Below are 16,120 nucleotides of genomic sequence, written 5' to 3' on the forward strand. Positions count from 1 at the left end.
GATGACCGGCAGCGAGCACAACGCAGTTGAGACTTACGAGTGCGACGTGCTCGTGGCCGGATCGGGTTGCTCCGGCATGTCGGCCGCGATCACCGCGCGCTCTCGCGGGCTCAACGTGCTGATCGTGGAGAAGGAGCCGCGCTTCGGCGGCACCACCGCCCGCTCCGGCGGCTGGCTGTGGATTCCCGGCACGTCGCTGGCGAAGGCCTATGGCATCGAGGAAACGCCCGAGCAGGCGCGAACTTACCTGCGGCACGAAGCCGGCAACAATTACGACGCCGCGCGGGTCGATGCCTTCCTGAACGCCGGCCCCGAGGCCGTTGATTTCTTCACCACCAGGACCACGCTGCGCTTCGACATGCCGCTGGTCTTTCCCGACTACCACTCCGAGGCGCCGGGCGGCACGCAGGGTGGCCGCTCCATGGTGGCCCGTCCGTTCGACGGCCGCGAGCTCGGCGACCAGATCAAGACGCTGGGCATGCCGCTCCCCGAGCTCACCGTATTCGGCATGATGCTGGGGTCAGGCAAGGACATCGTCCATTTCATGCGCGCGACGAAATCGCTGACCTCGGCGGTCTATGTCGCCAAGCGCCTGTCGCGGCACCTGATGGACGTGCTCCGCTATGGCCGCGGCATGACCTTGACCAACGGCAATGCGCTCGCAGGACGCCTCGCGAAGTCCGCGCAGGATCTGAAGATTCCGATGTGGCTGTCCTCCCCGGTGCGCGAGCTGACGGTCGAGAACGGCGCAGTCACCGGCGCCATCGTCGTCCGCGAGGGCCGCGAGGTGCGTGTTCGCGCGCGACAGGGGGTCGTGCTCGCCTGCGGCGGCTTCCCGCACGATGTCGAACGTCGCAAGAAGATGTTCCCGCACGCACCGACCGGCAAGGAGCACTTTTCGCCCGGCCCCACCGGCAATACCGGCGACGGCCTGCGGCTTGCGGAAAGCGCCGGCGGGCATATCGAGGATCGCCTGCCGAACGCGGCAGCCTGGGTGCCGGTGTCGCTGACCACGCGCAAGGACGGCTCGAAGGGCGTGATGCCGCACTTCATCGACCGCGCCAAGCCCGGCGTCATCGCGGTGATGCGCGATGGCAGGCGCTTCGCCAATGAGGGCAATTCCTATCACGACTTCGTCCAGGCCATGATCAAGGCCGCAAAACCCGGCGAGGAGATCGCAGCGTATCTCGTCTGCGATCACCCGACGCTGCGCAAATACGGCCTCGGCTGCGTGCCGCCCTTCCCGATGCCGACGGGTCATCACCTCAAGACCGGCTACCTCATGCGCGGCGACACGCTTGAAGCTCTGGCGGCGAAAGCCGGTATCGACGCAAAGGCATTCGTCGAGACCGTCAAGCAATTCAATGCGACGGCGCCGCAAGGCCAGGATGCCGCCTTCGGCAAGGGTTCAAAAGCCTATAACCGCTATCAGGGCGACGCGCTGCACGGCCCCAACCCCTGCGTTGCCCCGATCGAGAACGGCCCGTTCTACGCCGTCAAGATGGTGATCGGCGATCTCGGCACCTATGCCGGCATCGTCACCGACGAAAACGCGTGCGCGCTCGACGCCGAGGGCCGGGTGATTCCCGGCCTCTATGCCGCCGGCAATGACATGGCGAGCATCATGGGCGGCAATTATCCCGGCGCCGGCATCACGCTTGGGCCGGCGCTGACCTTCGGCTACATTGCCGGCCGTCATCTCGCCGACAGCGCCGCGAGGCGCAACGCGGCGTAAGCGCGACGCCAGGAGGCGCATGAAGAGAGAAAGCCGCGGCATCCAGTCGATCGAGGTCGGCGGAGAATTGCTCCGCGCTCTCGCCCGCAGCGGCGAGCCGATGATGCTGCGCGATCTCGCGCGCGAGGCCGGCATGACGCCGGCCAAGGCGCATCCCTATCTCGCCAGCTTCTCGCGCATCGGGCTGATCGAGCAGGACGAGACCACCGGCCGTTACGAGATCGGTGCGCTCGCACTGGAGCTCGGCCTGATCAGCCTGCGCCGTCTGTCTGGCGTGCGCATCGCGGGTCCCAGGATCGCTGCGCTTGCGAGCCAGATCGGGCACGCGGTCTCGCTGGCGGTCTGGGGCACGCATGGCCCGACCGTGGTGCAGCTCGAAGAACCGGGCCAGCCCGTGCACATCGTGATGCGGGCCGGCTCGGTGATGGCGCTGCTGGAAACCGCCACCGGCCGTGCGTTTGCGGCGTTCCTGCCGGAGAAGACCATCAGTGCCGCACTCGAAAGCGGCCTCGACCGCCACGGCGTCGGCTACAATCCGAAGCGGGCGGTGAAAGGCGCGAAGGTCGCCGAGATGCTGAACGAGGTCCGCAAGCACGGCCTCGCCCGCGCGCTCGGCGATCCCCTGCCCGGCGTCAACGCGTTCTCGGCACCGGTGTTCGACCATGCCGGCCACGTGGCGCTGGTCATCACCGCGATGGGGCCGGAAGGCACTTTTGATGCGCGCTGGGACAGCCCGATCGCACATGCGCTGCGCGACTGCGCCGGCGGCATTTCGAAGCGGCTGGGCCATGGGATGACGATTGCGGCGGAGTGATTCGAGTCGTCCTGGCGAAAGCCAGGACCCATTACCCCCGGGAGCAGTCGTCGGGTGAGCTGGCAACCACGAGTCTACGCCAAACCACGTCTTGTGGTAATGGGTCCTGGCTTTCGCCAGGACGACATCGTGGAGCGACCTCGCGCCCTCTACTTTTCCTTCACCGGCACCGTGTAGTTCAGGATCAGCCGCCCGCCGTCGGGATAGATCGTCTGCCCGGTGATGTAGGATGCATCGTCGCTGGCGAGGAACGCCACGACGGATGCGACCTCGCTCGGCTCGCCGCCGCGGCCGGCCGGCGTGCGTGACATCACGGTCTTGCGCGCATCCTCGGACGTGTAGATGGACGACGCCACCATGTCGGTCAAAATCGTGCCCGGCCCGACCGCGACGACGCGGATGTTGTGCGGGGCGAGCGCGACGGCCGCGACCGACGTCAGCTGCTTCATGCCGCCCTTGGACATCGCGTAGGTCGCAAGCGCCGGGATCGCCAGCAGCGCGTTGACCGAGGACATGTTGATGATGACCCCGCCGCCGCCTTGCGCGATCATCTGCCTGGCCGCCGCCTGCACGCCGAAGAACGCGCCCTTCAGATTGATGCCGATGACTTCGTCGAATTCCTCTTCGGTGATCTCGAGGATGTCCCGGTTGCGGGCGACGCCGGCATTGTTGACCATGATGTCGAGCCGGCCGAACTCCTTCACCGCGGTCGCGACGAGCTGATCGACGTCCGCGCGCTTGGCGACATTGCCGACGACGGTGCGCAGCGCATCCGGCCGGCCAAGCTCGGCGGCCGTCGCGGCAAGACCCTCGGCATCGACATCCGAGATGACGACCTTGACGCCGTCATCCAAAAATCTCTTGGCGCAGGCCTTGCCGATACCGCGCGCCGCGCCGGTGATGGCGGCGACCTTGTCTTTGAGCTTCATCCGTGCGCTTCCCGAAAACAGGACGCCGTGTCGGGCGTCAATTCGCCGCCGTTCGCGCCGTGGCCGGCATGTAGATCTGCGCGTAGCCTTCCTTGATCGCGGCGGTGATGCGATCGAGGCGGCGGTCGATGTGCTTTTCCAGCACCGACACGCAGGCCTCTTCATTGCGCGCCTTCAGGCCCTCGACCACCGCGCGGTGCTCGGCCTGGGTGTTGGAGCGGTTGATGCGGTCCATGTCGATCCAGCGCACGAAGCGGATGCGGGCATTGACGTTGCGCAGCACGCGCAGCATCTCGGCATTGTTCGACATGCCCATCAGCCGCTCGTGGAAGGTCTCGTCCAGCTCGACCAGTTCCACCGAGGTGCGCTCGCCGGGATCGGGACCGGTGGCCTCGAGGAATTTCAGCAGCGCGTCGATATCCTCGTCCTTGGCGCGCTTGATGGCGAGGCGGATCGCGGCGACCTCGATCGACTTGCGCAGCTCGTAGAGATCGAAGATCTCGTGCGCGTCGAGCTCGCGGCAGAAGAAGCCCTTGCCCGGTGTGAAGCGCAGGAAGCCTTCGGTGTTGAGGCGGTTGAGCGCCTCGCGCAGCGGCGTGCGGCTGACGCCGAGGCGCTTGGCCAGCTCGCCCTCGTTGAGCCGTTCGCCCGGCTTGAACTCGTAGCTCACGGCCATCGCCTTGAGCTGTTCATAGACGCGATCGACGATACTGTCGGAAGCCAGTTCCACGTTGCTCATCATCAGCTGCATTCATGCCCGAACACAGCCCAATATACCGGGCTAAAGTGGACAATGGCAATGCAAACCGGAGTTTAGCAGAGCTTGTCTAGAGCTTTGCGACAGAAGGAATCAGGCGAAGGCGCGCGGACGCAGTCCAGCATGAAACCAGGTGATCATGGAATAGATGTCGTAGACCGGCAAGCCGACCTCGGCCTGCAAGGCCGCCGCATAAGGCGGCATGTTGGTGCATTCCAGCACGATGGCGCCGACGTCGGGATTTTTGGCAACGAGCTCCTTGCCGGCCTCGACCACGTCTCGCTCGGCCTGTGCGATATCCATGTCATCCTTCTCGGCCTTGATCAGGACGCGGAAGAACTCCTTGCCGTGCTCGGTGCCGACCAGCGGCGTATCGAGCGGCACGCCGGCGCCTTCGAGATGGGCCGGCGTCAAGGTCGAGCCCGACACCGTGACGAGGCCGACGCGCTTGCCGGGCGGCAGGGTCGCCTGCACCCACGGCACCTGCATCAGCGATGAGGTCGCGACAGGCACACCGACGGCGGCGGCGATCTCCTTCTGGAACAGCGAGAGGAAGCCGCAATTGGTGGTGATGGCCTCCGCCCCGAGCCGCACCAGGTCTTTCGCGGCATCAATGAAATCGGGCAGCAGGCCGGCCGCGCCCTTCAGCACCACCTTCTCCGGCGAAGCGCCGCTCACCACGCGATAGAGCACGGGGAACGGCCAGGTCGTGCCGTTGCCCATGTCGCCGGGGATGCGGGGGAAGCGCGCTTCCAGCATCAGAATGCCGAGCGGCGCGCCATAGACGGCCTTGCCGCCGCGGGCAATGCGAGAAGGCGAGTTGGCAGGATAGGTCATGGTGCGATCTCAGAGGAAGCGATTGGGTGCGAACGGCGCGAGCGGAATTTCGGGCTGCTTGCCGCTCAGAAGCTGGGCAACGAGACGGCCGGTGCGGGCCGAGCCGACCAGGCCGACATGACCGTGGCCGAAGGCGTAGACGATGTCGCGCGAGGCGCGCGCATGGCCTATGCAGGGAAGTCCATCAGGCATGCTCGGCCGATGCCCGAACCAGGTCTTGATGCGCGAGGCCGGAATATCCTTCGGCAATTTCGGGAACATGCCGAGAAGGTGGTTGCGCAAAATCTCGGCGCGCTTCCAGTTCGGCGCGGCCTCGAGGCCGGCGATCTCGACCGTGCCGGCGGCGCGCAGGCCCTTGTTGGTCCAGTTCACCACCATCTTGGCGTCGGAGGCCATCATCGAGCTGCGCGGACCTGATTCCGGATTCTCGATCATGACGTGATAGCCGCGCTCGGTTTCGAGCGGCAGGGGATCGCCGACCGATGCGGTGAGCTGCTTCGAGCGGGCACCGGCCGCGACGACGGCAGCATCGCAAGCGATCTCGCCGGTCTCGGTGAGAACGGCCACGAGCTTGTTGCCGGACAGCTTCAGCCCGGTCGCCTTGGCCCGCACGTGCTTGGCGCCACCGGCGATCGCATGATTGGCGAGAGCGGCGACATAAGCGCCGGGATCGCGGCAGCGCCCGGCCTCTTCCACCACCACGCCAAAGGTGTAGCGCGGATGCAGGTCCGGCTCGCGCTGACGCATCTCGTCGGCGTTGAGCTCCAGCCATTCGACGCCGACCTTCTTGCGCAGGCGCCAGCCGAGATCGTTGTCGAAATTGCCGCGCGACGGGAACACATGCATCACGCCGTTGCGCTCGACCAGTTCAGGCACACCCGCCTCTTCCGCGAGCTTCCTGTGCAGCAGCGGCGCATCCTTCAGGAGATCGCGCAGCGCGAACGCCGTCTTCTCGACCCGCGCCGCGGTCCAGCCCGAGAGCAGGTACTTGATCAGCCACGGCAAGGCCTTCGGCAAGTACGACCAGCGGATCGCGAGCGGGCCGAGCGGGTCCATCAGATAGCCCGGCACCTTCTTCCAGATACCCGGCTCGGCCGGCGGGATCACCGAATGGGAGGAGAGCCAGCCGGCATTGCCGTAGCTCGCCGCCTGCTCGCCGCCGGGCTCGCCCGGATCGATCAGCGTGACGCGATGTCCTTCGCGCAGCGCCTCGATGGCGCTGATCACGCCGACCGCGCCGGCTCCGATGATGGCGACGTGGCGGCCCTCAGGCATCGCTTAAGCTTTCACCGCTGGCGAGAAGTCCTTGCCGACCGAGATCGCCCTGGGATCGATGATGCAGTGGAGGATCGACGGCTTGCCCGAGGCGAGCGCGCGCTCGAACGCCGGCGCGAACTCTTCGGTGCGCTCGACGCGCTCGCCATGGCCGCCGAACGCTTTTGCGTACATCGCAAAATCGGGGTTCTTCAGCTGGGTACCGACGACGCGGCCGGGATAGTCGCGCTCCTGATGCATGCGGATGGTGCCGTACTGCGAATTGTCGACGACGACGACGACCAGCGGCGCGTCGTACTGCACGGCGGTCGCGAACTCCTGGCCGTTCATCAGGAAGCAGCCGTCGCCGGCAAAGGCAACGACGACGCGATCCGGATATTGGCGCTTGGCGAGCACCGCCGCCGGCACGCCATAGCCCATCGAGCCCGAGGTCGGCGCGAGCTGCGCGGCGAAGCTGTGGAAGCGGTGATGACGGTGGATCCAGCCGGCATAATTGCCGGCGCCGTTGCAGACGATCGCATCCTTCGGCAGCCGGTCGCGCAGCCAGGTCATGACCTGGCCGTACTGGAACGAGCCCGGCAGCTCGCGCGCCTTGTCGGTCCAGGCGAGATAATCGGCGTGCGCCTTGGCGGCCTCGCCCTTCCAGGCAACCGCGCCCGCGGGCTTCAGCGTCTCGACGGCAGCGGCGAATGCAGCGGGCGTTGCCTGGATGGCAAGCTCGGGCTGGTAGACGCGGCCGAGCTCTTCCGAGCCCGGATGCACGTGGATCAGCTTCTGCTTCGGCGTTGGAATGTCGAGCAGCGTGTAGGACGAGGACGGCATCTCCGACATGCGGCCGCCGATGAGGAGAACGACGTCGGCATTGTCGATGCGCGCCTTCAGGCCCGGGCTCGGCCCGATGCCGAGATCGCCGGCATAATGCGAGTGATCGGCGTCGATCAACGAGGCCCGGCGGAACGAGGTCGCGACCGGCAAGTCGAACCGCTCGGCAAAACGCGCGATGCTCCTGGTCGCCTCCTCGGTCCAGCGCGAGCCACCGAGGATGACCAGCGGCGCCTTGGCGCTCGCCAGCATCGCACCGACCTGCTCGATGTCAGCAGGCGCCGGCCAGCTCACCGCCGGCTCGATCCGCATGGCGTCCGCAACGGCGGCGGTCTCGGTCAGCATGTTCTCCGGCAGCGCGATCACGACGGGACCGGGACGGCCCTGCATGGCGACGCGGAAGGCCCGCGCGACCAGCTCCGGAATGCGGTCGGGTCGGTCGATCTCGACGGCCCATTTCGCCATGGAGCCGAACACCGCCTTGTAATCGAGCTCCTGGAACGCCTCGCGCTCGCGCATGCCGGTGTCGACCTGGCCGACGAACAGGATCATCGGGGTGGAGTCCTGCATCGCGATGTGGACACCGTGGCTGGCATTGGTGGCGCCGGGGCCGCGGGTGACGAAGCAGACGCCGGGGCGGCCGGTGAGCTTGCCATAGGCCTCCGCCATCATCGCAGCGCCGCCTTCGGCGCGGCAGATCACGACGTCGATCGGGCTGTCATGCAGCGCGTCGAGCGCCGCGAGATAGCTCTCGCCCGGCACACAGGTGACGCGGTCGACGCCCTGAGCAACCAACTGGTCGATCAGGATCTGGCCCCCGGTGCGGGTGTTGCGAATGGTCATGACAGCTCCCTGCAGGCTTTGGCGATGCGCTTCAAGGCTTCGCGCAAGTTTTGTTCCGAGGTGGCGTAGGACAGGCGGAAATAAGGTGCAAGGCCGAAACAGCTGCCCGGCACCACGGCCACGTCATGCCTCTCCAGCAGGAAGCGGCAGAACGCCGCGTCGCTGTCGATCAAGACGCCATCGGGCGTGCGGCGGCTGATCAGGCCGGCGCAGCTGGCATAGGTGTAGAACGCGCCTTCCGGCCGGCGGCAGCTGACGCCGTCGATGGCGTTGAGCGCATCGACCACGATGTCCCTGCGGCGCTGGAACGCGGCGCGGCGTTCCACAAGGACGTCCTGCGGGCCGGTGAGCGCCGCGATCGCCGCGGCCTGGCTTACCGAGCACGGATTGGTCGTGCTCTGGCTCTGCACCACCGCGATCGCCGCGATCAGTTCGCGCGGGCCGCCGCCATAGCCGACGCGCCAGCCGGTCATGGCATAGGCCTTGGAGACGCCGTTCACGGTCAGCGTGCGCGATTTCAGGCTCGGCTCGAGCGCGGCCGCCGTGACGAACGGCATGCCGTCGTAAGTGAGGTGCTCGTAGATGTCGTCGGCCATCAGCCAGACATGCGGATGGCGCTTGAGCACGTCCAGGATCGGACGGAGCTGCGCCGCCGAATAGGCCGCGCCCGTCGGATTGGACGGCGAGTTCAGCAGCAGCCAGCGCGTCTTGGGCGTGATCGCGCGTTCGAGATCGGCGGCATCGAGGCGAAAGCCGTTCTCCTCGCGGCAAGGCACATCCACCGGCGTGCCGTCGGCGATGCGCACCATGTCGGCATAGCTGGTCCAATAGGGCGCGGCGAGGATCACCTCGTCGCCGGGACTAAGCGTCGCCATGAAGGCGTTGTGGATCACCTGCTTGGCGCCGGCGCCGGCTGTGATCTCGTCAGTGGCATAGACGAGGTCGTTCTCGCGGCGGAATTTTTCGGCGATCGCCGCCTTCAATTCCACCGTGCCGTCGAGGATGGTGTATTTGGTCTGCCCCGAGCGGATGGCGCGCTCGGCCGCGTCCTTGGCATGGTCGGGCGTATCGAAGTCAGGCTCGCCGGCGCCGAGCACGATCACCGGCCGCCCCTCGCGCTTCAGCCGCTGCGCGACCGCGCCGATCTTGAGGATCTCGGAGACGCCGATCGCGCTGATGCGCCGGGCGGACCGAAAGCCGGATGCGGGAGCCTGGACAGTCACGGCTGGCCCTTACTTGCGCGCGGCGATCGCGATCACCTCGATGCGGTAGGCGGAATCGGCGAGCTCGACCTTGCCGCAGGCGCGGGTCGGGGTGTTGCCGGGCACGACCCAGGCATCATAGACCGCGTTCATGGCATCGAAATCGTCCATGCTCTTGAGCCAGACCTGCACGCTGAGCAGGCGCGACTTGTCGGTGCCCGCGCGCGCCAGCATGTCGTCGACCTTGGCCAGCGCCTCTTTTGTCTGCTGGGTGATGTCGGCGGTCTTGGTGTCCGCAACTTGCCCTGCGAGGAAAACGAGATCGCCGAACACGGAGGCGCGGCTGCGGCGGGCGTTCTGGTCGATGCGGGTGATATCCGACATGGGATGTCCTTATGTCTTTACTTGCCGGTGGCGATGATGCGGCGACAGTGATCGAGCGCAGCACCAATGAGATTGTCGCTCGCCTCGGGCGTGCGGAACGCGGAATGCGCCGACAGCGTCACGTTCGGCAGCTTCGTCACGGGATGGCCCGCCGGCAGCGGCTCGATGGTGAAGACGTCGAGGCCGGCATGGGCGATATGGCCCGAGCGCAGGGCGTCGAGCATCGCGTCTTCATCCACCACAGCACCGCGCGCGGTGTTGATCAAAATGCTGCCCTTGCGCATCATCGCGATGCGCTCGCGCGACAGAAAGCCCTTGGTCTCGTCGTTGAGCAGGAGGTGCAGCGAGACGACATGGCTCTCGGCCAGCAGCTTCTCCAGCGACACGAACTCGACGCCCGGATGCGTCTTCGGCGTCCTGTTCCAGGCGATCACCTTCATGCCGCAACCCGCCGCCATGCGCGCGGCTTCCGCCGCAATGCCGCCGAAGCCGATCAGGCCGAGCGTCTTGCCGGTGAGCTGGACCGCGTCACGGCGCAGCCAGTTGCCCTCGCGCATGCCGCGGTCCATCTCGCCAAAATTTCGCGCGGAGGCCCACATCAGCGCGATCGCGCATTCGGCGACGGCGGTGTCGCCATAACCCTTGATGGTGTGGACGGAGATGCCGCGCTCGGCCAGCTCCTCCGGATTCATGTAGCTGCGCGCGCCGGTGCCGAGGAAGACGACATGCTTGAGCGCCTTGCACTTCTCGGCAATCGCGGTCGGCACGGCCGTATGATCCACGATCATGATCTCGGCGTCGCCGAGCAGGCCGGGCAGGTCGTCGGGCTTGATGGAGGGGTTGCGGTTGATGCCGACAGGCAGGTCCTGGGAGCGCAGCAGCTTGTCGGTCACCGCCGCCAGGGTGTCGTTTGCATCGACGAATAGAGCGCGCACAGGCCTCTCCTTCAGGTCACGAGATTGTTGCGTTCAGTCTTGAATACAGACTTGCATGCGATTGACAACCCCACAGTCCGAGGAAATTTGCGCAATCCTGCCAAGATATTGGGCTCATCTCTGCCTTGCCGCACAAATGGTCAGCAACGTGAAATACCGTATTGCATTTTATCCTGAATACAGAAATAGTCCAGTGGCCGGAGCCGATCCGACCCAAATTCCAGGGAGACAGAGACCATGAATCGCAGGGACGCTCTCACCACAGTCGCGCTCGCGGGCGCAGCGATGGCCGCCGCAGGCAGCTCGGCCAAGGCCGACGCGCCGACCTCCACGCTCGACCGCATCAAGAAGAATGGCGTGCTCCGGGTCGCCGTCATCGTCGGCCAGGAGCCCTACTTCCATAAGGACCTCGCCACCAACGAATGGTCGGGCGCCTGCATCGAGATGGCCAAGGACATCGCGAGTAAGCTGGGAGCCAAGGTCGAGACGCTGGAATCGACCTGGGGCAACCAGATCCTCGACCTGCAGGCCGACAAGGTCGACCTCGCCTTCGCCGTGAACCCGACGCCGGAGCGCGCCCTCGTCATCGACTTCTCGACCCCTATCCTGGTGCACTCCTTCACCGTCATCACCAAGAAGGGCTTTGCCAAGCCGCAGACCTGGGCCGAGCTCAACAAGCCCGAGGTCAAGATCGCCGTCGACATCGGTTCGACGCATGAGACGATCGCGCGCCGCTACTGCCCGAAGGCGACGATCCTCGGCTTCAAGAACCGCGACGAGGCGATCCTCGCGGTCGCAACCGGCCGCGCCGACTGCAACGTCTCGCTGGCCGTGCTCTCGGTCTCGACCCTGAAGAAGAACCCGAACCTCGGCGATCTCGCGATCCCCCGCCCGCTCCTGACGCTGCCGACCAACATGGGCATCCGCGCCGAGGGCGACCGCCGCTACAAGGATTTCCTCAGCGCCTGGGCCGACTACAACCGCTCGATGGGCCAGACCCGCGAATGGATGCTCAAGGGTTTCGAGGCGGTCGGCCTCACCGCGGACGATCTCCCGCCCGAAGTGCAGTTCTGACGGCCGTTCGACGATGTATGTCTGGGAGTTCGCGGCGCTCAAGCCGTATTGGGGCCTGATCTGGCAAGGGCTCCTGGTCACCGTCTTCTACACGGTGATCACGGTCGCCGCGGGCCTCCTGATCGGACTGATCGTCGGCATCCTGCGCACGACGGCACCGCGCTGGGTCGCGGTGCCGCTGCGGCTCTACATCGAGATCTTCCGCTGCACGCCGCTGCTGGTGCAGCTGGTCTGGATGTATTACGCCCTACCGGTCCTGATCGGCGTCGACATGTCGCCGGCGATGGCCTGCTTCATCGCGCTCTCGCTCTATGCCGGCTCGTTCTACGCCGAGATCTTTCGCGGCGGCATCGAGGCCGTCGACGTCGGCCAGTGGGAGGCCGGGCGCGCCATCGGCATGCGTCGCGGCAAGATCTTTCGCCGCATCGTGCTGCCGCAGGCGACCCAGGTGATGATCCCCTCCTTCATCAACCAGACCATCATGCAGCTCAAGAACACCTCGCTGGTGTCGGTGGTCGCGGTCGGCGACCTGCTCTACCAGGGCTCGGTGATCACGGCGGCGAGCTACCGGCCGCTCGAGGTCTACACCACGATTGCCGTGCTCTATTTCATCGTGCTGTTCCCGCTGACGCTGGTCGCGGACCGGGTCGAGCTGAAGATGGGAGCGCATCGATGAGCGCCCTGATCGCAAGCAACATCCACAAGGCGTTCGGCGACCACGAGGTGCTGAAGGGCGTATCGCTCACGGTCGCACGCGGCGAGGTCGTCACCCTGATCGGCGCCTCCGGCTCCGGCAAATCCACCTTCCTGCGCTGCCTGAACCTGCTCGAAATGCCGCAGCACGGCGAGCTTGCGATCGGCACGCACAATTTCGCCTTCGGCAAGAGCGTGCGTCCCGCAGGCGATGCGCAGCTCGCGCTGCTCCGCCGCAGCGTCGGCATGGTGTTCCAGCACTTTAATCTCTTCCCGCACATGTCGGTGCTGCGCAACATCACTGAGGGTCCGGTGCAGGTGAAAGGCATGACGCAGGCTGAAGCCGACGCGCTCGGCCGCGACCTGCTTGCAAAAGTCGGCCTCGCCGACAAGGCCGACGCGTTTCCGAGCCGCCTGTCCGGCGGCCAGAAGCAGCGCGTCGCGATCGCGCGCGCGCTCGCGATGAAGCCCGACGTCATGCTGTTCGACGAGCCGACCTCGGCACTCGACCCCGAGCTGGTCGGCGAGGTGCTCGCCGTCATCCGCAGCCTTGCCGCCGAGGGCATGACCATGGTGCTGGTCACGCACGAGATGGCCTTCGCCGCCGATGTTTCTACCCGGGTCGGCTTCATGAACGGCGGCGTCATGGCCGAGATCGGCACGCCCGAAGAGACCATCCGCCAGCCGCGCAGCGAGCGGCTGAAGTCGTTCCTCAGCCGGTTTCACGAAACGCATTAGACGGCCTGCTACGACCATCCCGTGCCGTTCCTGCGCTGAACTTGCCGGGACAGGCGCCGGACACCACGTTCAATCCCGCGACAGCTGCGGCGTTGCGTGACGTTCGCCGGAGTATGGAACTCGAGGCGCGCGATTCTCCTCGCGCCCGCCGCGATCGTCGCCGAACGCGACATGCTCTTGCGTCCCCTCAACCCATTGCGGCCAGGGCGTCGCCTAGCTCGCCTCGACAGACGTCGCGGTTGTGCCAATTGCGGACATCCGGATCGCGGTATGGTGAACCAACAGGTTGATTTATCTCAAGACTGCATTCGGGACGCGAGCTAACTTACCTTCGCAAGGCAGCGATACGTCCGGACAATCGGGAGGTAGAGCATGTACCGGCACATTCTCATTCCGACAGATGGGTCTCAGCTAGCGGAGCGTGGAGTGGCGCACGGATTGGCGCTGGCGAAATCCCTTGGAGCCACCGTATCCTTCATTTTCGTTGTGGAACCATTTTCCGAAGTGTCAGGCCGGTTCCTCGAAGCAGTCGGAACATATGCCGAGTTGCGCAAGGAACAGGCCGCGAGCGTATTGAACGGCGCGGCAAATGCGGCCAGGACGGCCGGTGTCTCCTGCGAGACGATTCAAGCGGAGAACGGGCAACCCCATCAGGCCATCATCGCAGCAGCCACGGACAAGGGCTGCGATCTCATCGTGATGTCGTCGCATGGGCGCAGCGGACTTGCCGCGCTTCTCATCGGGAGCGTGACGAACAAGGTGCTGACGCACGCAAAGACACCCGTCCTGGTCTGTCCCTGAATGTGAGCCTCTGTTGAAGTCAAACCACCGCGCCGGAAGATGGCGACAGGGTCCAGAAAGGGAGCCTCCAAATGTACACCCGGATTCTCCTAAGCACGGACGGATCGGACGTCGCGAGAAACGGCATTAGGCATGGGATCGCTTTGGCAAAGGCCTTGAAGGCCAAAGTGACAGTCATCGCCGTGACGGAATCACTGCCGATCGACTACGGGAGCGGACACGCCTCGGGATGGATACCGTCGCAGCAGGAAATTGATAGCTTCGACGCGGCCTGCAAGGAACGTGCGGGCAAAGTCCTCGACGAAGCGCGAGCTATGGCAGAGCAAGCCGGGATATCCGCAGAGCTCCTGCATGTTCCGAATGCGCATCCGGCCACCGCGATTATCGCAACAGCAAAGTCAGGAGGCTGCGACCTGATCGTCATGGGCTCTCATGGGCGCCGCGGTCTCAAGAAGCTATTCCTGGGAAGCCAAACATCGGAGGTCCTGGCCGACGGAAGCGTGCCGGTGTTGGTCGTACACTAACCAACGGAAACTATAGCGCAGGCTTGGTGAAAGCCGGCTCCACCGTCGGCCTCGGCGCCGAGGACATCCCGAGCGAAGTGCAGTTCTAGATCGGGCGTCTAGTCCCGCGACAGCCGCGGCGTTGACGGGGTGACGTTCGCCGGCGTGTGAAAGTCGAGGCGCGCGCGGTTCTCCTCGCGCACGCCGCTGTCGTCGCCGAATTCGACATAGTTCTGCGCGCCCTCGGCCCATTGCGGCCACGGCGTCGCGGGCGTAGCGGGATTTCCCATGCGCGCGAAGGCGACCAGCGTGTCCATCATGCGCTCGGACAGTGCGCGATCGAACTCGGTCCAGTTGCGCGTGGTGCGGAATTTGTTGAAGGCATCCTGGGTACCGAACCAATAGGGCACGTCCGAGGTGTGATAGGCGCCGATCTTCTGCGGGCTGTCGAAGAACTCGACGCCGGGCGCGAACGGATGCACGCGCGAGAACATGTACATATAGAACGGTGCCTTGCCGGTCTTGCTCTGCGCGACCGCCCAGTTGCGCGTTCCGATCTCGACCAGCCCCTCGCGCGCCGCAAGCAGCCCCATGGCTTTCGCATCGCCGTCGGTCTTCGCGGGATAGAGCGCGAGGAAGCGGTCGGCCTGATCGCCATAGAGTTTTCGCGCAGCAGTGACATAGGCATCCACCGCTCCGGCGGTGCGCAGATCGTTCGAGCTCTCGTCGCGCGTAAAGCCCGCGACGGTGGCGACGTCGTTCTGCTTGCCGGCGGCAAAAATGTTCGGGACGGTGTCGGGCAAGACATAGCCGTCGATATCGGGGGTGACGGAGATCGTGCCGGCGCAGCCGAGCTGGCAGTCCTTCTGGATCGCAAGAATCTTGTCAGCCTGGATCAGCCGCATCTCGGCAAGCGACGATGCGCCGAGCGCCGACTGCACCTCGAGGCCGATCTTCTCAGCGGCCGGAAGCGCCGGGAATTTGAAGCGGTTGTCAAACATGCTCAGGCTCATCGCGAAGCCGCGATGGAACAGGCCCTTCGCCAGCGGGCTTGCCTCGAGCGCCGACACCGACATGGCGCCGGCCGACTGTCCGGTGATGGTGACGTTATCGGGGTCGCCGCCGAACTGCGCGATGTTGCGCTTGACCCATTGCAGCGCGGCGACCTGGTCCATCAGCCCGTAATTGCCGGAGGCACGTTGCGGCGATTCCGCGGTCAGCTCGGGATGGGCGAGATTGCCCAGGATGCCGACACGGTAGTTGAAGCTGACGAAGAGCGTGCCCTTCTTCGCGACGTTCTCGCCGTCATACATCGCCATGCCGCTGGAGCCGAGCGTGAAGCCGCCGCCATAGATCCAGACCACGACCGGCAATTTTGCGTCCGGTTTCGCATCCGGGCTTGCCCAGACGTTCAGGTAGAGGCAGTTCTCGCTGGTCGCCTCCTCGCCGAAATAATGATTGAGATTGTGCCGGCGCAGCACCTGGATGCACTCCGGCGCGAGCCGGTCCGCATGATAGGTACCCTTCCATGCCTCGACCTTCTGCGGCGCGCGCCAGCGAAGATCGCCGAGCGGCGGCGCGGCAAAGGGGATGCCGAAATAGGCTCTCACGCCCGACGGCAGCACCTTGCCCGAGACAGCACCGCTGTCGATGCTGACGGGATCACCGGGGACAGGCGTCGCGACGACCTGCGCCGACGCTGGCGAAGCTGCCCGCATGACGAATGTACCAACGAGCGAGATGACCAAAATAGCCGATCGCCACTGAACGCGCGCAGC

At 65.6% G+C, this 16,120-nt stretch carries 16 protein-coding genes; 7 read left to right on the top strand and 9 right to left on the bottom strand.

The window, feature by feature from the left end; genetic code table 11:
- The first annotated feature begins 1 nt into the window (after position 1).
- Together JQ603_RS13240 and JQ603_RS13245 are read left to right on the top strand one after the other, a co-directional pair.
- Positions 2–1,735, top strand: a complete 1,734-nt coding sequence (locus JQ603_RS13240) for an FAD-dependent oxidoreductase (protein WP_212339891.1) — start codon at positions 2–4, stop codon at positions 1,733–1,735.
- 19 nt (positions 1,736–1,754) lie between these two features.
- A complete protein-coding gene (locus JQ603_RS13245) occupies positions 1,755–2,549 on the top strand; it encodes an IclR family transcriptional regulator (RefSeq protein ID WP_212339892.1) in 795 nt (264 codons plus the stop codon).
- A 149-nt stretch (positions 2,550–2,698) separates the two neighbouring features.
- Here the strand turns inward: JQ603_RS13245 and JQ603_RS13250 are convergent, their stop codons facing one another.
- The 8 genes from JQ603_RS13250 to JQ603_RS13285 all read right to left on the bottom strand — a co-directional run bounded on the left by JQ603_RS13250 (position 2,699) and on the right by JQ603_RS13285 (position 10,533).
- Positions 2,699–3,478, bottom strand: coding sequence for an SDR family NAD(P)-dependent oxidoreductase (locus JQ603_RS13250; RefSeq protein WP_212339893.1), 780 nt, complete (start codon positions 3,476–3,478; stop codon positions 2,699–2,701).
- 37 nt (positions 3,479–3,515) lie between these two features.
- A complete protein-coding gene (locus tag JQ603_RS13255) occupies positions 3,516–4,220 on the bottom strand; it encodes a GntR family transcriptional regulator (RefSeq protein WP_245003562.1) in 705 nt (234 codons plus the stop codon).
- A gap of 108 nt (positions 4,221–4,328) precedes the next feature.
- Positions 4,329–5,072, bottom strand: coding sequence for an aspartate/glutamate racemase family protein (locus JQ603_RS13260; RefSeq protein ID WP_018641179.1), 744 nt, complete (start codon positions 5,070–5,072; stop codon positions 4,329–4,331).
- A gap of 9 nt (positions 5,073–5,081) precedes the next feature.
- Positions 5,082–6,347, bottom strand: coding sequence for an NAD(P)/FAD-dependent oxidoreductase (locus tag JQ603_RS13265; RefSeq protein WP_212339895.1), 1,266 nt, complete (start codon positions 6,345–6,347; stop codon positions 5,082–5,084).
- A gap of 3 nt (positions 6,348–6,350) precedes the next feature.
- Positions 6,351–8,012: a thiamine pyrophosphate-binding protein gene (locus JQ603_RS13270; protein ID WP_212339896.1), complete on the bottom strand. Its 1,662-nt coding sequence runs from the start codon at positions 8,010–8,012 to the stop codon at positions 6,351–6,353.
- The gene (locus JQ603_RS13275; protein WP_212339897.1) at positions 8,009–9,235 is read right to left on the bottom strand and encodes a pyridoxal phosphate-dependent aminotransferase; all 1,227 of its coding nucleotides are present in this window, start codon (positions 9,233–9,235) and stop codon (positions 8,009–8,011) included. Before JQ603_RS13275 ends, JQ603_RS13270 begins: the two co-directional genes overlap by 4 nt.
- Positions 9,236–9,244: 9 nt before the next feature.
- A complete protein-coding gene (locus tag JQ603_RS13280) occupies positions 9,245–9,598 on the bottom strand; it encodes a RidA family protein (RefSeq protein ID WP_212339898.1) in 354 nt (117 codons plus the stop codon).
- A gap of 17 nt (positions 9,599–9,615) precedes the next feature.
- Positions 9,616–10,533, bottom strand: a complete 918-nt coding sequence (locus JQ603_RS13285; protein ID WP_212339899.1) for an NAD(P)-dependent oxidoreductase — start codon at positions 10,531–10,533, stop codon at positions 9,616–9,618.
- 237 nt (positions 10,534–10,770) lie between these two features.
- On the opposite strand from JQ603_RS13285, the gene JQ603_RS13290 reads away from it, so the two are divergent.
- The 5 genes from JQ603_RS13290 (at position 10,771) to JQ603_RS13310 (ending at position 14,363) form a co-directional block, all read left to right on the top strand.
- Positions 10,771–11,607, top strand: a complete 837-nt coding sequence (locus tag JQ603_RS13290) for a transporter substrate-binding domain-containing protein (RefSeq protein ID WP_212339900.1) — start codon at positions 10,771–10,773, stop codon at positions 11,605–11,607.
- Between the two features lie 13 nt (positions 11,608–11,620).
- Positions 11,621–12,283, top strand: coding sequence for an amino acid ABC transporter permease (locus JQ603_RS13295; RefSeq protein ID WP_212339901.1), 663 nt, complete (start codon positions 11,621–11,623; stop codon positions 12,281–12,283).
- Positions 12,280–13,038: an amino acid ABC transporter ATP-binding protein gene (locus JQ603_RS13300; protein WP_212339902.1), complete on the top strand. Its 759-nt coding sequence runs from the start codon at positions 12,280–12,282 to the stop codon at positions 13,036–13,038. Before JQ603_RS13295 ends, JQ603_RS13300 begins: the two co-directional genes overlap by 4 nt.
- Before the next feature lie 372 nt (positions 13,039–13,410).
- On the top strand, positions 13,411–13,839 hold the full coding sequence (locus tag JQ603_RS13305) for a universal stress protein (protein WP_212339903.1): 429 nt from the start codon (positions 13,411–13,413) through the stop codon (positions 13,837–13,839).
- Between the two features lie 71 nt (positions 13,840–13,910).
- Positions 13,911–14,363: a universal stress protein gene (locus tag JQ603_RS13310; RefSeq protein ID WP_212339904.1), complete on the top strand. Its 453-nt coding sequence runs from the start codon at positions 13,911–13,913 to the stop codon at positions 14,361–14,363.
- A gap of 98 nt (positions 14,364–14,461) precedes the next feature.
- Here JQ603_RS13310 and JQ603_RS13315 read toward each other — a convergent pair whose 3' ends face one another.
- Positions 14,462–16,060, bottom strand: a complete 1,599-nt coding sequence (locus JQ603_RS13315) for a carboxylesterase/lipase family protein (protein WP_245003563.1) — start codon at positions 16,058–16,060, stop codon at positions 14,462–14,464.
- Positions 16,061–16,120 lie beyond the last annotated feature (60 nt).

The organism is Bradyrhizobium liaoningense (assembly GCF_018130825.1).
Lineage (GTDB): Bacteria > Pseudomonadota > Alphaproteobacteria > Rhizobiales > Xanthobacteraceae > Bradyrhizobium > Bradyrhizobium liaoningense_B.

Excerpts from the sequence above, each read along its gene's own strand:
- JQ603_RS13240 (WP_212339891.1), top strand. The coding sequence starts at position 2 with ATGACCGGCAGCGAGCACAACGCAGTTGAGACTTACGAGTGCGACGTG.
- JQ603_RS13245 (WP_212339892.1), top strand. The coding sequence starts at position 1,755 with ATGAAGAGAGAAAGCCGCGGCATCCAGTCGATCGAGGTCGGCGGAGAA.
- JQ603_RS13250 (WP_212339893.1), bottom strand. The coding sequence starts at position 3,478 with ATGAAGCTCAAAGACAAGGTCGCCGCCATCACCGGCGCGGCGCGCGGT.
- JQ603_RS13255 (WP_245003562.1), bottom strand. The coding sequence starts at position 4,220 with ATGATGAGCAACGTGGAACTGGCTTCCGACAGTATCGTCGATCGCGTC.
- JQ603_RS13260 (WP_018641179.1), bottom strand. The coding sequence starts at position 5,072 with ATGACCTATCCTGCCAACTCGCCTTCTCGCATTGCCCGCGGCGGCAAG.
- JQ603_RS13265 (WP_212339895.1), bottom strand. The coding sequence starts at position 6,347 with ATGCCTGAGGGCCGCCACGTCGCCATCATCGGAGCCGGCGCGGTCGGC.
- JQ603_RS13270 (WP_212339896.1), bottom strand. The coding sequence starts at position 8,012 with ATGACCATTCGCAACACCCGCACCGGGGGCCAGATCCTGATCGACCAG.
- JQ603_RS13280 (WP_212339898.1), bottom strand. The coding sequence starts at position 9,598 with ATGTCGGATATCACCCGCATCGACCAGAACGCCCGCCGCAGCCGCGCC.
- JQ603_RS13290 (WP_212339900.1), top strand. The coding sequence starts at position 10,771 with ATGAATCGCAGGGACGCTCTCACCACAGTCGCGCTCGCGGGCGCAGCG.
- JQ603_RS13295 (WP_212339901.1), top strand. The coding sequence starts at position 11,621 with ATGTATGTCTGGGAGTTCGCGGCGCTCAAGCCGTATTGGGGCCTGATC.
- JQ603_RS13300 (WP_212339902.1), top strand. The coding sequence starts at position 12,280 with ATGAGCGCCCTGATCGCAAGCAACATCCACAAGGCGTTCGGCGACCAC.
- JQ603_RS13305 (WP_212339903.1), top strand. The coding sequence starts at position 13,411 with ATGTACCGGCACATTCTCATTCCGACAGATGGGTCTCAGCTAGCGGAG.
- JQ603_RS13310 (WP_212339904.1), top strand. The coding sequence starts at position 13,911 with ATGTACACCCGGATTCTCCTAAGCACGGACGGATCGGACGTCGCGAGA.
- JQ603_RS13315 (WP_245003563.1), bottom strand. The coding sequence starts at position 16,060 with ATGCGGGCAGCTTCGCCAGCGTCGGCGCAGGTCGTCGCGACGCCTGTC.